The organism is Pseudoalteromonas sp. SG44-8, from assembly GCF_014164125.1.
Taxonomy (GTDB): domain Bacteria; phylum Pseudomonadota; class Gammaproteobacteria; order Enterobacterales; family Alteromonadaceae; genus Pseudoalteromonas; species Pseudoalteromonas rhizosphaerae.
In genome coordinates this window covers 186,532-201,529 of the sequence record NZ_JACJEQ010000003.1, presented here as the reverse complement: position 1 = coordinate 201,529, position 14,998 = coordinate 186,532, and the positions used below count along the sequence as shown (strand labels likewise).

Below are 14,998 nucleotides of genomic sequence, written 5' to 3'. Positions count from 1 at the left end.
TGAGAATTATCGTTAAATCACTTACAAATTTTTTTAATTGGTTATGCCTTTAAATAAATTATTAAATAAAAAATAAATGGTTGTTCCCTATATTTTAATTTTTACAAAATAATATCAAGGAAGTATGTAAAATGACTGAACAGAAAAAGCTTTTAGCACTCCAAGACTATACAACATTGAAAAAGTTTGCAGCCACGTTATGGCAAGAGAACGCTTCATTCCATGGAGCTGCAATTATGATTGGGGCAGGGTTTAGTCGTAGTGCTGCTGAAGCTGGCGATTTGTCGAAAAAATTACCTCTTTGGTATCATTTTACAAACGTCTTACAGGAAGAGTTAGGTGAGAGTAATACCACAGACCCACTTCGTATAGCGGAAGAATATAAAGCTTTTTTTGGGCAGCAAGCACTTACCCAATTAATACAAAAAGAAGTAAATGATTTGGCTTGGAAGCCAGGAAAATTATACCCTTCACTACTAAAGCTTCCATGGAGAGAAATTCTAACAACTAATTGGGATACATTATTAGAAAGAGCGGCTACAGATGTTCATGATATTGCTTACAATGTAGTTAATAGAGGTGAAGACTTAGCAAGAGCAAGCTCTCCGAGAATTACCAAATTGCACGGAACTATTGGAATAACGGATGAGCTAGTTTTTACTCAAGAAGAATATAGACAGTTTCCCCAGAAAAATGCTGCATTTGTAAATTTTGCGAGGCAAGTTTTTTTAGAAAATGAGCTTTGTCTTTTGGGGTTTTCTGGAGATGATCCGAACTTTCTTCAATGGGCTGGTTGGGTAAGAGATCATTTATCGACATCTGCACGTAGGATTTACCTTGTTGGAGCTTTAAATTTAAGTTCAGCGAAAAGAAAGTACTTAGAGTCCATAAATATAGCTCCAATTGACCTTTCTGTATTAGTGGATGATTATGATGATCCTGATTTAATGCATAAAGCAGCGACTAAAATATTTTTAGATGCACTTTTGAAATTAAAGCCGAAAAATAATTGGGAGTGGCGAGCATTTTACTCATTTGATGAAAAGCTAACTTTAGAAGAAAAATTAAAAGTTTTAGAAAGCGAGCGTATTTCATACCCTAATTGGATTATTTGCCCTTCAGACTTACGCAATAATATTCTAAGTAAAGTAGGTTATGAATTTTCTAGTAAAAAGTTTCTTGATGAACTCTCGCCTAATTTAAAAGCAAGAGTTGTGTATGAATTAATGTGGTGCTCTAAAATATCATTAAAAGTAGAGCCACCTTGGAAACTAGAACTTTTTTTAGCTGTGATTGAAAATGAAAGTTGTAAGTCGCTAACTAATAAACAAAAAGTTGATATTTCGATCCATGTGCTTCAGTGCTCAAAATGGTATGAAGATGAGTTTGGAGAAAGGATTGAAGAAAGGTCTTCGAGCTTTATTAAGAAAAATGTAAAGTACCATAAAGAATCTTTAGAGTTACTAAGAATACACTTCGCATACAAAGCTTTGCTTTCTTTTGATTATGAGAAGTTCTCCAATAGATTAAATGAAGTTAATGCTTACACGCCTGAATTGAAAATTAAGAAAGGAGGACTGCTTTCTCAGTTAGGTTTTTTTGAAGAAAGCAAATCTCTCCTTATTGAAGCAAAAAATAACCTCTTTGACAGTTTCAATAAAGATAACAATTCAATATACCTTCATTCGAGACTTGATTTTGTTGAAAGTTTACTCGGAGTTATTGATTTTGAGTATCAGAATAGCAATAAAGTTAGTGAGCTTTCAAAAAAGAAAAAGTGTAATTATTGGCATCAAAAAGAAATTTTTGATAGGCGTTTACAGAATAAGCTTGATGATCAGGTTGCTACTTCTAATATTAGTGTTGCATTCGATCCGGGTAGATATAAAGATAATTCAAAACAAATCAAGTTATCAAATGAAGAACACCCCTATATTTTTTTCGACTCATTAACTAGGCAGCTTGCTGTACCGATACACTGGAATGATACAAAGCATTTAGTTAGCTCGGTTAGGAAACTTGTAGAATTAAGGGATATAGATTGGACTCAGAAGTTATTTTTAGCAATTGTTTCTGTTAATACTGGTAAAGATGAGATTCTAAATAAGGTTATTTCAAGGATAACATTAGCTAGTTTATCCGATGATGAATGTAACCGATTATTGACGGCTTTTATCTCTGCATTAGAGTTCTGGCTGAAGCAAGCAGAAGTGCTGAGAAATCAAAGTTCAGGCTATAGATATTCTTTAGGTCGCTTGGATCTTTTTCTTGAAGTTATTGCTAGATTTTCAATAAGAGCTAGGCCAGATAAGGCCATAGAGCTATTTAAGTATTCAGTTGACTTGGCAGATAATAAAATTGTTCAGCATTACCAATTATTTGATTCACTAAAAAACTTAATTTATTACTCTCTTAAGAGCACTCCCAGTAGCTTTAAAAAAGAAGCTTTTAAAATATGTCTAAACTTTCCTCTAGCTGATGAGTTAAATATCACAGTCTGCCATAACGATTGGCCTAATCCAATAGTTGAACATAAGTCTTCGCGAGATGATTTTGAAGGTTTAGATCATCGAATTACAACTTTAATTAAGTTTGCAAGTAAAGAAAAGGAAAAGTCTTACCCAGCAATAATGAGGCTTATTCCATTAGCCAGAAATAAGTTTTTAAGAAACATTGAGGAAAAGCTGTTAGCTGAACTTTTATGGGATGGTTGTGATTCGAACTTCCCAGACAAAGGTTTTTTAAAATGGGCTTATCTGGTTTTACCCTGTGAAAGCTATGAATATGTCATGACTATTTTCAAACAAGATGTACTTGATTCAACAAAAGACAATTTTTATTCGCAAGACAATTTACTTGATATTTCGAACTGTATTAATGGAGGTGTAATACTCTCTGATAGTGAAGCTGTTGATTGCTTTGATGCACTAGTTAAGTGGAAGCCTTCAGAGGATGATGTCGATGAATATCGCTTACTTTTTGATGGTAATAATAATGAAATAACGGGTAAATTAATTTCAGCTGCTTTGAACACAACAGTAGTATGTTTTCTCTCTAGCAAAGACTTAAATATATCCAATTATGAAAAGTTAATTGAGTTTATTAAGTTGCCAACTTGTAAGAGAGCTTTGCAATCTTTAGCTTACTTCGCAGCCAATGAACCTGCACTAGGAGGTCGACTTGAGAGTCTAATTCGCTCTTATTTACACAGTTCCGATCATACAAATGTTAGTATTGCGGCTCATACAATTGTAAAGTGGTGCGAACTTTCAAGTTGTACAGAAAATAAAGGCTTAGTCACTGCATTGATAATGATGGTTTCGGCTAATAAAGAAGCTAGTGGTTTAAATATCTTGATTTGTTTGAATACAATAATAGAGAGAGAGCAACTTAGTAAGGAGCAGAAAACTATTTTGTCTAATATAATCCCCTCTGTATTTGGAAGTACTTTTTATCAACAAGCTTCTTTCAGAAATGAAGAGCTGGTTAATATTCCTCTAATAAGAGCTGAGCTATCAAAGCTAGCTCAGCGTCTATTAGATGAAGACGGTGGCTACAATAATGCTGAATTAAGGAAAGTAGTTTCTGAAATTCAGAATGACCCTTTACCTGAAGTGAGACTCACTCTCGATAAATAACTTGACTAATCTAAGAACCGCGTCACTCCTGCACAGCAATAGGGGAGTGACGCGGTTGGCAAACCCAACCGTACCAACAGGTCTATTACTTTTGTTGAAGTTATGGGCGGGTTATGCCATTATCAAATTACTTACTTAACGAGGCCATTGGTCATCGTATCTTTAGCACAAAGCTTTCAGCTTTGTCATTTCGAAAAGCTACAAACGTGTGTAGCTATTAGCCAATAGGCATTTAATCTTCAAAATAACTAAAAATTTATTTGGCGCTCTTTCGCCTAAAATTCGCTGTATTAGCGATTTTGTGAAGTATTAATTGCCCTTTAACGGCTTAAAAAATAGGAGACTTGTTATCACTTAACTAACCTGTGCTAAGCACATTTTGTATAGCGCTTTATCTTGTACGCCCAAGCGGGAAACAACTAAAGCGAGGCTTTTGCGGCCATTTTGAACTTTGTGCCTTTGTTCGTATTTATACGAAAATTGTACGCTCCAACGTGCAATTGGCATTTAAAACTTATCATTTGGATATCAGTTCAATTAGTTAGTTGAGTGCATAACAGATTATTTTAACTCTTCGTTAAGTAGTGACTTATGAGTAATTTAAAATACCAGTTACAAGGTTTAATCCTTCGAAACCAAGATGGCAGTTTCAGCGTTCAAGCTGGACGTAAAAAATGCTTGATTCAAATAGCCTCACAGCTAAAAGAGGGTGGCTACCGACTGCAATCGGTTAATTCGTTAAAACCTAAGCATGTAAATTACTTGGTAGAACGTTGGCAAACCGAAAAGCTTTCGCCTGGCACGATTAAAAACCGCATGGGGCATATCAGGTGGTGGGCTGAAAAAGTTGGCAAGTCTTCAATGTTACCAAAATCTAATAATGGCTCTAATCAAGCAATCACGCTCGATTTAGAAAAACGGTCATACATACCAACAGAATCGAAAGGCAAAGAGCTGGACTCGGCTAAGCTTGAAAAAATCGCTGATAACCTTGTTAAATTATCACTAAAACTTCAGCGTGAGTTTGGTTTACGCAGAGAAGAGGCTATAAAGTTTAGACCTAACTATGCAATACGTGGTGGCCAGCTAGTTTTAAAATCATCATGGACTAAAGGCGGAAGACCTAGAGCACTTGAAATAAGGACTGATGCACAAAGAGCGTTATTAGCTGAAATTCAACAAACTGTCGGCGGCGGTGCTCTGATCAGAACTGATCGAAATTACAAACAACAATTAAAAAGCTACGAATGGCAAACAAGTCGTGTTGGCCTAGATAAAAATCATGGATTACGGCACACGTACGCCCAGCAGCGTTATTTAGAATTAACAGGCTGGCAAGCCCCAATTAATGGCGGCCAAATAAGCAAAGAGCTAACACCAGAGCAAAAAATCATAGATAGAGAGGCTAGGTTAAAAATATCGAATGAGCTAGGACACAGCCGAGAGCAAATCACTGTTATTTACTTAGGTCGATAGTTTTAATTACTTTTTACTGTGGTGAATCAGCATATAATCTCCTAGTCTTATAGATTCAGATGAAATGAGTTTGATAATGAAAGATATAATTGAAAAACTAGAAATAAGTTCAACAAATAAAAAGAATATCCTTAAAGCAATTAAAGATGGTGAGATACACCATACAAAAGACATTGCTTTGGGGTTTGAACTTTTTTTAGATTATGCATTTATTACTGATAACTTTGGAATGTACTCTGATCTAGTCCTAAATGAAAATGATTTTATTAATGATATCATTCAAAGACATTTTTATTTGTCAGGTGTTATGGGTCGACTCATTAAGTTTAAAAAGCAAGGGAGTGATGTAGATAACTTAGTCGAAAAAACAGGCGCAGAGATAATTAACCTTATCAGGCCTACAAGTGAAAAGTTCGACTCTCCATTACCTAGGCATGCAGGTCTAGAGCTTTACGTAAAAGAGTTAATTGGCAAAGAAAAATATGATGACGTTAAGAGTTATTGTGATTTGGCTTTAGATTTAGGTTGGAGAGGGGAATGGCATAGCTTACGAAATAGAACAAAAGCTGATGACGCTAGAAACGCAATAATAGCAAAAGAAAGAAGAGACAGTGGTAATTTTGCAGAAGAGCTAGTTTTTAAGGACTTAAAAGGAAAAGGTTATGAGGTGTTACTTTTTGGAAAAAGTAGGGATCAAAGAAAACCAAATTTTTACTGTCATACATTGCATGATACCCAGGTTGGCTTATCTATAATCGATGTATCCAATAAGGATATCTTACAACACTATAGTAAAGAAGATGTAGAAGAATCATTTTACCCATCAAAGTTTGATTATTCGAAAAACGAACTTTTAGACTTAATAAAAATTTGTAAAAAAAAGTTTCCATGTAGATTAAGGCTTGCTGATAAGAGTAATGCACCGTGTAGATTAAAGGAGGATGTTTTTGATAAATCAAAACTAGAAAAGCTTAAACCTCAACCAATTCACAGCCCTTTTTCTGGTTGTTCTATAGTGAACCAATGTCAAAAAAGAATTGGTGAGATATCAGCTCTATATCATGGTGAAGATAGTTTTATTACTAATGGTTTCATCAAAGATAATATTAAAGTTCATTTATATATAAGGAAATTTTTATCTAAAATTCGTGTTGAAAATGACGATTTTCACGGTGTTACTAAAATGTATAAGTTAAAAGAACACCCTGGGAGATATGACTTTGCTGCCTATAAAGATGGGGAGTATTACTTAGTCGAGGTGAAGTTCGGGACTAGTAAACTTAGCTATTGGCAGAAAATCAGATTAGGCCTCATGAAAAGGCTTGGTCATAAAGTTTATATCGCGAAAGTAGTTGATTACAAAAGTGAAATACGTTACGAAACCCCTGATATTGATGTCGAGCTCCCCAGTAATGATGAGATGTTAGAAGTTCTAAGCTTTGTCCATCCAAGTGAAAAGTTAAAGAGAGGCATAAATGATGTACCTCTAACCGTTTTTTTTGATAGGAGTAAGTAAAGTGCATTTATTTTACTTTTGCCAAAGCAAAGGGTTCTTTGTTTGTTATCACTCAGAAAATGAAATAACCAATGACAATGAAATGAAAGTTTTCATGGCTTCAAGCCTCGAATTTGGTATAGGCCACACAAAAGAGAGCGCCTTAGATGATTTAAATTTCAATTTAGCAGGGACTAAGAACATAAAACTACAGGGGTAATTTAGGCTTAAAAAAGATTTGCTTTTTAAATAATGGCAAATTATAGTGAAAACAGCTGAAATATAGAGAAATCAGCTAGACCTACAATAGCGAGGCCGTTGGTCATCGTACTTTAAGTAGCCACCCATTAAGTGAGTGTGCATATCAAATAGTGAAATACCTAATCCAAACATTCGTGTGAGTTCAGTTTGGAAAATAAAATTATTTTGATTATACCAGTTGCTATAAAGCGACTGGGTTACCTTATTGTGCGAGAAACCTATGAATTTATTCCTTTCAAAAAATGAAGTTGCGGAGCTTACAGGCCGAAAACAACGCCAGAAGCAGCTTGTACAACTTACTGCCATGCGTATTACTTTCACCATCGATGCTTTTGGTTGGCCTAAAGTGTTACGTAAAGCCATTGAAGCTGAACTTGGTGCAAACCCTACATGGCAATCAACAAAAAGCCGTTCTACTCTTAAAGCCAGTGAACTGAATTTAGGAGATAAAAGCTATGGGTAGAAAGCGTTCACCTGAAAATGAAAATCTACCCAGAGGTATGATCTTCAACAAAAAAGCACAAACCTATTATTTGAGAGGTAAAGACCAAAAGGATATTCGTTTAGGTAAAAGCATTAATGAGGCTTTTAGAAATTATTACGCCTATGCTGAGATTAACTTTGAATGCCGTACAATCAGCGATTTGATTGATCGTTACTTAAAAGAAATTTCACCAACAAAAGCCGAAACCACTCATAAAAGTAATTTAAGCGCAGCTAAGCATCTGATAAAAAGATTTGGGCATATGAACCCATTAATGCTTCGCGCTCGTCATGCATACCAATACTTAGATCTCAGAGCACGTGAAGGTGCACCAATAAGAGCAAATAGAGAGTTCGCACTACTTAGCTGCATTATGACTCATGCTGTGCGTTGGGGCATAATAGATAGCGCACCATTTCACGGTATTATTCGTAACCCAGAAAAGCCGAGAGATAAGTTAGTTACAAATGAAGAGGTTGCGATTTTTTGTAAATATTGCCCACGCTGGTTGCAGCTTTATGTTGAATTAAAGCTCGCTACGGGTCTACGGCAAACAGATATGCTTAAGTTAAGTAGTAAAGATTGGAATGATAATCATGGCTTGAGAGTTCAGACATCTAAGACTAAAAATAGAATGCAGTTTGCGTATTGTGAACACCTGGCACTCATTATTGCAGAGCTTAAAGAAATTAATGGTTATCGTGGTAAAGAAAAAAGTAAAGCACCGCTTATCCACTGGTATTTTTTTGCTTCACATGCAAATGCTCGACTTGAGAAACCGTTAACGCCTGATGGACTCAGAACGGCTTGGAATAAAGCTATGTTAGAAGCAATTAGCAATGGTGAGCTAGACAAAGCGCAACGTTTTCAAGAGAGAGATTTGAGAGCAAAAGCTGCAAGTGATTGTAAAAATATAAATCAGGCGTTTGAACTGCTAGGACACTCTAATATTTCTACAACGAAAAGGATTTATAGGCGTGGGTACTCAGAAGTTGATACCTTAGCTCCGCAAACTGAAACTAAGGCTGAGGTTAAGATTAATAATGGGATTAAGGCCAAGACTAAACGTAAAACAAAGCATTGAAAAATAGCGTTAAAACGGGCATTATCGTGTTAGTACAGTTATGACCTTATTTAAATGTTTATAAGTATATAAAAGCTAAGAAGTTTTAAGTAAAGTAACGAAATAATATAAACCAGACGAAAATTATAGGAATATTTTTGTAATTTAGTTTAGGAAAAACAGTATTTTAGGTGTTTTAGCATGTGGGTTGAAAATCCTCGTGTCCCTGGTTCGATTCCGGGTCGAGGCACCATTTATATCAAAGCCCTGCATTTGCAGGGCTTTTTTGTATCTGAAATAAACTAAGCTAGCAGTTTACGAAGAAAAACAGCGTCAATTCTGACTCTTGTACAATACCATTCTTTAATTTGTAATCTTTAATCTCAAAAACTCGCGCCTTTTATAAATAACGTGCAAACTAGCGCTCTTATAATTTATACCAATCGACTTAAATATTTAACTATTCTAGCGAGCTAAACAAAGCGCTAACTGTGTTATAAATTTTTCATGCAGAACAACTAGATGTCAAAATTTATGCCTTGTTATCAAATGGTCAGTAACTTAAAACGATTGGTATTAAGGCAAGCTTGACTTTCTAAACGTAAACACCGGCTTGCATTTCCCACTAGTAAATATAAATTGGCAAACTCAACCCTCAAAAACGACTCTTTATTGTGATATTTGTAATGTTATGTAAAGTCAGTTGAGCTATCTGTGAACTGGTGCTTGAATTACACTCATAAATATAAGTAATTCAGGTTTTTATATGATTTGGCAACTTAAGCCGAGTTTAGTGGTAGTCAGTGCCTTGCTGCTCAGTGCATGCAGCAATCAGCTAAATCCAACTGAACGAGTGCAACATACAGCAAATGCTCCTGAGCAATGGCAACAAGCAAAGGCGTCAGCATTTAAGGTTGAAGATAATTGGCTTCAACAATTAGAAAACCCACAGGTATTTGCATTGGTTGAACAAGCATTAGCAAGTAACCAAGAGATTTTACAATCTGGGTATGATGTTGCAATTAAACAGCAGCAATTAATTGCGTCGGGCGCGGCTCTTTGGCCGAGTTTAGATTTATCTGCGCGAACTAATCGCAGTAAAAACAATCGTCCAGTTAGTTATAGCAATGTCAGTTCAGCAAATTTAACACTTAATTATGAAGTTGATTTATGGGGCAAGCTTTCTGATGCGCAGCGCCAGGCAAACCTTGATTTTCTAGCGCAGCAGGCAAATTTTCAACAAGCAAAACAACGCTTAGTAGGTGATGTGGTCAGTGGTTGGTTTAATGTAATAACGGCGCAAAAATTATTGGCGCTGTACCAGCAACGAGAAAAAAACGCAGAGCAGAACCTAGCAATTATTGAGTCGGGTTATCGTCAAGGTATAAATGATGCCTTAGATGTTTATTTAACGCGTAATGAGTTAAACAATGAGCGTTCACGTATTGCTGGTCAAAAAGCCACTCTTAGTCAAGCAATTCGCGCTTTAGAGCGTTTAACTGGCGACTACCCGCGCGGTGCTTTAAGTGTTGAGGCTGACTTACCTCTATTAAATAAATCTATCCCTTTAGGTTTACCGTCAGAGCTTATCACACGTAAACCAAGTTTAATGGCGAGCTGGTATCAATTATTAAGTACTGATGCTAATTTAGCTTATGCTCACAAGCAGCGTTTTCCAAGTTTAAATCTGAGCGCTACGTTAGGTGACAGTGCTGATCGTGTCAGTGATTTATTTTCACCATCAAACTTAGCATGGTCATTAGTGGGTAGTATTTCTTCGCCACTTTTTGATGCTGGTAGGCTAAGTGCTGATGAAGAAGCTGCCCGTTTAGCTGTGTTACGTCAGGAGCAAGTATATTTAGCCAGTCTATATGATGCATTTAATGAGGTGGAAACAGCTATTTCGCAAGAGCAATCTTTGCAAATTCGCTACTTAGCTACACTTAAGGCACAAGAAAATGCCATTGCAGCAGAGCAACTTTCTTTTGAGCAATATCAAAGTGGCTTAGTAACTTACACTACGGTACTCGATGCGCAAGATAGGTCCTTTGACGCACAAAGCTCTGTCATTGAAATTAAGAACCAATTAATTATTAACCGAATTAATCTCCATATTGCCCTTGGTGGCGATTTTTCACAGCCAACCAACGAGTCAACTGAGCAATAATTATGAATATTAAACAAACCAAAATTATTATCCCTGCGGCTATAATCGCAGCTACTGCCTTGTTAGTAATGTTTATTAGCTCAAACCCACCAGAAGCAAAGCGTTTTGGCTCACCACCTAAAGCGCAAATAAGTGTGGCGGTGCAAACTTTACAGCTACAGCCGTATCAAGTGATGGTTGACAGTTTTGGTACTGTAAAGCCGCGCACTCAAAGTATCTTGGTCGCTCAAGCTTCAGGACAGATCATCGCCAGCAGTGAGCAATTTAGAGAGGGGGGCTTTTTTGAAAAAGGCGATGTACTCTTACAGCTTGATGACAGAGATCACCGCGCTGAAGTGAAAGAAGCGCAAGCTAATTTACTCACTGCGCAGCAAGGCTTTCAAGAAGAACAAGCACGTAGTCGTCAGGCTATTATCGATTGGCAGCGTTTAGGTAATGGTGAGCAGGCAAGTAATTTAGTACTGCGAGAACCGCAACTAGCCGCAGCTCAAGCGCAAGTACTTTCAGCACAAGCAAAACTTGAAAAAGCGAATTTAAACTTAGAGCGCACAAAGATAACAGCCCCTTATGCAGGGCGAGTATTAAGTCGCAGTGTGGATCTTGGTCAAGTGGTGAGTAACAATACACAATTGGCAACTATTTACGCCATAGATAGTGTTGAAATACGGTTGCCAATTAAAAACAAAGACTTACCTTTTATTGATTTGCCAGAGCAATTTCGAGATGGTATGAAAAATGCCAATGGCTCAACTGTCGAATTTAGCTCTGACCTAGTTGGTATGCAAAAGTGGCAAGGACAAGTTGCCAGAACTGAAGGGGCCATCGATGAAAATGCTCAGCAGCTTTATGTTGTTGCCCAAATCAATGATCCTTACAAAGCAACTGCTCAAAACCAATACCCGATTAAGATTGGTCAATATATTAAAGCGCAGATCAGTGGCAAATTAGTCGCTGATGTCTTGGTTATTCCAAACAGTGCTATTTACCAAGGTACTTATGTATATATTGTTGATCAAGGTGTATTACAGCGTAAAAATATCCGCTTAGCGTGGCAAAATGCCACGCAAGCAATTATTGCCGATGGTTTGAACATGGGTGATAAGTTAGTGCTTACACCACTTGGTCAAGTTAGTTCAGGTACTGCTGTTAAAGTTATTGGTGAAGCTGATAAAGAGGGCAGTCAGCCTACTGGCAAAAGACCGTCACGTGAACAGTTAGCAGCGATGGCTAAAAAACAAGGGATCACTGTTGAAGAGCTGATGCAAAAGCGTAAAGCTGCTCGCTCGCAAGGAGATAAGCCATGATAGCTTGGTTTACTAAAAACCATGTTGCAGCTAATTTATTGCTGATCAGCATTGTTTTTGCGGGTTTATTTAGCCTTACCACGCAAATTCCTTTAGAAGTTTTCCCGTCTTTTGAAACCGATCGTATTAGCGTCAGTGTTTCCTTGCGAGGCTCAACTCCTGAAGATGTAGAGCAAGGGGTGACCATTCGCATTGAAGAGGCAGTACAAGATTTAGAAGGCATCAAACAAATATCGAGTCGCTCATCTGAGGGGGCAGCGTCAGTGAGTATTGAGGTCGACAGCGGTTACGATCCTCGAGAGTTATTGGCCGATATAAAAAGCCGAGTCGATGCAATTAATACCTTCCCAGCAGATGCTGAAAAGCCAGTTGTTGCCTTAGCTGAGCGTAAACGTGAGGTTATTGCGGTTACCGTTGCCAGTGACTACGGTGAAAAAGAAACCCGTGAATATGCAGAGCAAGTGCGCGACCAATTACTGCGCTTACCCAGTGTTACTCAAGTTGAACTCAGTGGTGTGCGTGATTACGAATTAGCAATTGAAGTAAGCCAAGATACATTGCGTCAATACAGTTTGAGCTTAAGTGATATTTCACGGGCGATATCAAACTCAAGTACTGATATTTCAGCGGGGAATTTAAAAACCCAAGGGGGAGATGTACTTATTCGCTCTAAAGGGCAAGCATATCGCAAAGACGAGTTTGCTCGCATTGCAGTTAAAAATCAAAGAGATGGTACTATTATTCGTCTAGGTGATATTGCTACTATCCGCGATGACTTTGAAGAAACCCCAGTGCGGACTCGGTTTAATGGTAAGCAAGCGGCCTTTATCGATGTATATCGTATTGGTCCACAAAGTGCCATAACAGTAGCCGATGAAGTAAAAGAATATATTGAAGGCCAGCAAAGTAAATTACCACAAGGGTTTGATTTAAGTTACTGGGATGATGATTCAGAGCTGGTTAAAAGTCGTATTGCCACACTCACCACCAATGCTTTACAAGGTGGTATTTTGGTACTGGCGTTATTGACGCTATTTTTACGTCCCGCCATCGCTTTTTGGGTATTTATTGGTATTCCAGTATCATTTATGGGCGCATTTTTAGCCATGCCATTGTTTGGGGTAACGCTAAATATTATGAGCTTGTTTGGCTTCATCTTAGTGCTAGGGATTGTGGTTGATGATGCAATCGTTACCGGTGAGAACGTTTATACCCATTTAAAAACCGCTGAATCTGGCGAGCAGGCAGCTATTCGTGGCACCCAAGAAGTTGCTACCCCTGTGACTTTTGGTGTTTTAACCACGGTTGCGGCATTTTTACCGTTAGCATTTATAGAAGGTAGTCGTGGCGCTCTGTTTGCACAGATCCCTGTAGTTGTGATCCCGGTATTATTATTCTCACTGATTGAATCTAAATTTGTATTACCTGCGCACCTAAAATATATAAAGTTACGCCATCAAAAAGGCGAACCATCTAAGTTTGATAAATTTCAACAGCGTTTTGCTGATGGTTTTGAGCATGCAATTTTAAAGTATTATCAACCGTTATTAAACTTGGCCTTACGCCATAAGCTAGCCACGGTAAGCTTGTTTGTGGGGATCTTTTTAATTATTTTAACTATGGTTACCAGTGGGTGGACTAAGTTTATTTTCTTCCCTCGTATTCCGAGCGAAACGGTGCGTGTTAGCTTAACATTACCGACAGGTACTCCATTTGAAGTGACTAATAAATACGTGATTGATATGTCGGATAAAGCACGTCAATTACAAGATAAGTACCGTGATGAAAATACAGGCGAAAGTGTTATTTTAAACATTTTAGCCACCACGGGTGGTCGTGGTGGTGCATCAAACTCAGGGAGTGTACGCTTTGAAATCACCCCTGCTGAAAAACGTGACTCTAATATAGGCTCGCGGGAGCTTGCCAGTGAATGGCGCGATTTAATAGGTGTGATCCCTGGCGCTGAAAGCTTAACTTTTAGGGCTGAAATCGGTCGCAGTTCAGATCCAATTGATGTCCAGCTTACAGCAACCTCGCTATCAACCTTGCAAGAAGTGGCTGAGCAGGTCAAAGCGCGTTTGGCGACTTACCCAACAGTATTTGATATTGCTGATAGCATGTCTGATGGTAAAGAAGAGCTGCAAATTGAGCTAACAGAGCAAGGCTTAGCACTGGGTTTAAATCGGGTTGATGTATCACAGCAAGTACGTAACTCGTTTTTTGGTGCTCAAGCACAGCGTATTCAACGTGGTCGTGATGACGTCAGAGTTATGGTGCGTTTACCTCTTGATGAACGTCGCTCGGTGGCTGACTTAAAAGATATCCTTATTAACACCCCAACCGGTGGCACAGTACCGTTATCACATGTAGCTAAACTAGTGCCTGGGCAAAGTCCTTCAACGATTAATCGTATCGACCGCTATCGGACTCTGAATGTTACGGCAGATATCGAAAAAGAAAACACCAATATGACAGTGCTGCAAGCCGATTTAAAAATTTACCTTGATGAGTTGGTGCAGCAATATCCTGGCGTTAGTCACTCTCTTGAAGGTGAGGCGAAAGAACAACGTGAATCGTTCGGCTCGCTTGCTTGGGCGTTGGTATTTGTATTTTTCATTATCTATGCGTTATTAGCTATTCCGTTTAAATCTTACTTACAGCCGCTGATCGTCATGAGTGTGATCCCGTTTGGTATGATAGGCGCCGTGGTAGGACACTGGATTATGGGAATGGAATTAACCATTATGAGCCTACTTGGGATGTTGGCCCTGATCGGTGTAGTGGTTAATGACTCGCTAGTATTAGTTGATTTTATAAATAAAAAACGCAGTGAAGGCGGCGAATTACTGGAAGCGGTAAAACTGGCTGGCGCGTCACGTTTTCGCCCTGTAATGTTAACCAGTTTAACCACCTTTATAGGCTTAATGCCGTTGTTGTTTGAAAAAGCTACTCAAGCGCAATTTTTAATCCCAATGGCTGTAAGTTTAGGCTTTGGGATTATTTTTGCGACCTTTATTACCTTGTTGCTAGTACCAGTTAATTACTTGCTGATGGAGCGAGCACAAAGCTGGTTTAAGTAAATAATAAATACCCGCAGCTTTTTGAGCTGT

Annotated in this window: 8 protein-coding genes; all 8 read left to right on the top strand. The window is 38.0% G+C overall.

Translation table 11 applies throughout. The features are described 5' to 3' along the window. Nucleotides 1-131: 131 nt before the first annotated feature. Nucleotides 132-3,638: an SIR2 family protein gene (locus H5163_RS04385; RefSeq protein ID WP_182734474.1), complete on the top strand. Its 3,507-nt coding sequence runs from the start codon at nt 132-134 to the stop codon at nt 3,636-3,638. A gap of 591 nt (nt 3,639-4,229) precedes the next feature. After that, entirely contained in the window at nt 4,230-5,114 is an 885-nt protein-coding gene (locus H5163_RS04380) for a phage integrase N-terminal domain-containing protein (RefSeq protein ID WP_182734472.1), read from the top strand. Nucleotides 5,115-5,190: 76 nt separating this feature from the next. After that, complete coding sequence (locus H5163_RS04375; protein ID WP_182734470.1) at nt 5,191-6,630, top strand: hypothetical protein; 1,440 nt, start codon at nt 5,191-5,193, stop codon at nt 6,628-6,630. A gap of 460 nt (nt 6,631-7,090) precedes the next feature. Beyond that, entirely contained in the window at nt 7,091-7,333 is a 243-nt protein-coding gene (locus H5163_RS04370) for a DUF4224 domain-containing protein (protein WP_182734468.1), read from the top strand. Continuing rightward, nucleotides 7,326-8,438 (top strand): tyrosine-type recombinase/integrase, encoded by a 1,113-nt coding sequence (locus H5163_RS04365; protein WP_182734467.1) that lies wholly within the window; start codon nt 7,326-7,328, stop codon nt 8,436-8,438. The genes H5163_RS04370 and H5163_RS04365 overlap by 8 nt, the downstream gene beginning before the upstream one ends. A gap of 745 nt (nt 8,439-9,183) precedes the next feature. Continuing rightward, nucleotides 9,184-10,584 carry an efflux transporter outer membrane subunit gene (locus H5163_RS04360; protein ID WP_182734465.1) on the top strand — a complete coding sequence of 467 codons (1,401 nt, stop codon included), beginning with the start codon at nt 9,184-9,186 and terminating at the stop codon, nt 10,582-10,584. Nucleotides 10,585-10,586: 2 nt separating this feature from the next. Further along, nucleotides 10,587-11,888 (top strand): efflux RND transporter periplasmic adaptor subunit, encoded by a 1,302-nt coding sequence (locus tag H5163_RS04355; RefSeq protein ID WP_145237533.1) that lies wholly within the window; start codon nt 10,587-10,589, stop codon nt 11,886-11,888. Beyond that, entirely contained in the window at nt 11,885-14,968 is a 3,084-nt protein-coding gene (locus H5163_RS04350) for an efflux RND transporter permease subunit (protein ID WP_182734463.1), read from the top strand. Before H5163_RS04355 ends, H5163_RS04350 begins: the two co-directional genes overlap by 4 nt. Nucleotides 14,969-14,998 lie beyond the last annotated feature (30 nt).

What these genes read in the sequence shown, in the direction of transcription:
- H5163_RS04370 (WP_182734468.1), top strand. Translation starts at nt 7,091, where the DNA reads ATGAATTTATTCCTTTCAAAAAATGAAGTTGCGGAGCTTACAGGCCGA.
- H5163_RS04385 (WP_182734474.1), top strand. Translation starts at nt 132, where the DNA reads ATGACTGAACAGAAAAAGCTTTTAGCACTCCAAGACTATACAACATTG.
- H5163_RS04360 (WP_182734465.1), top strand. Translation starts at nt 9,184, where the DNA reads ATGATTTGGCAACTTAAGCCGAGTTTAGTGGTAGTCAGTGCCTTGCTG.
- H5163_RS04380 (WP_182734472.1), top strand. Translation starts at nt 4,230, where the DNA reads ATGAGTAATTTAAAATACCAGTTACAAGGTTTAATCCTTCGAAACCAA.
- H5163_RS04375 (WP_182734470.1), top strand. Translation starts at nt 5,191, where the DNA reads ATGAAAGATATAATTGAAAAACTAGAAATAAGTTCAACAAATAAAAAG.
- H5163_RS04365 (WP_182734467.1), top strand. Translation starts at nt 7,326, where the DNA reads ATGGGTAGAAAGCGTTCACCTGAAAATGAAAATCTACCCAGAGGTATG.
- H5163_RS04355 (WP_145237533.1), top strand. Translation starts at nt 10,587, where the DNA reads ATGAATATTAAACAAACCAAAATTATTATCCCTGCGGCTATAATCGCA.
- H5163_RS04350 (WP_182734463.1), top strand. Translation starts at nt 11,885, where the DNA reads ATGATAGCTTGGTTTACTAAAAACCATGTTGCAGCTAATTTATTGCTG.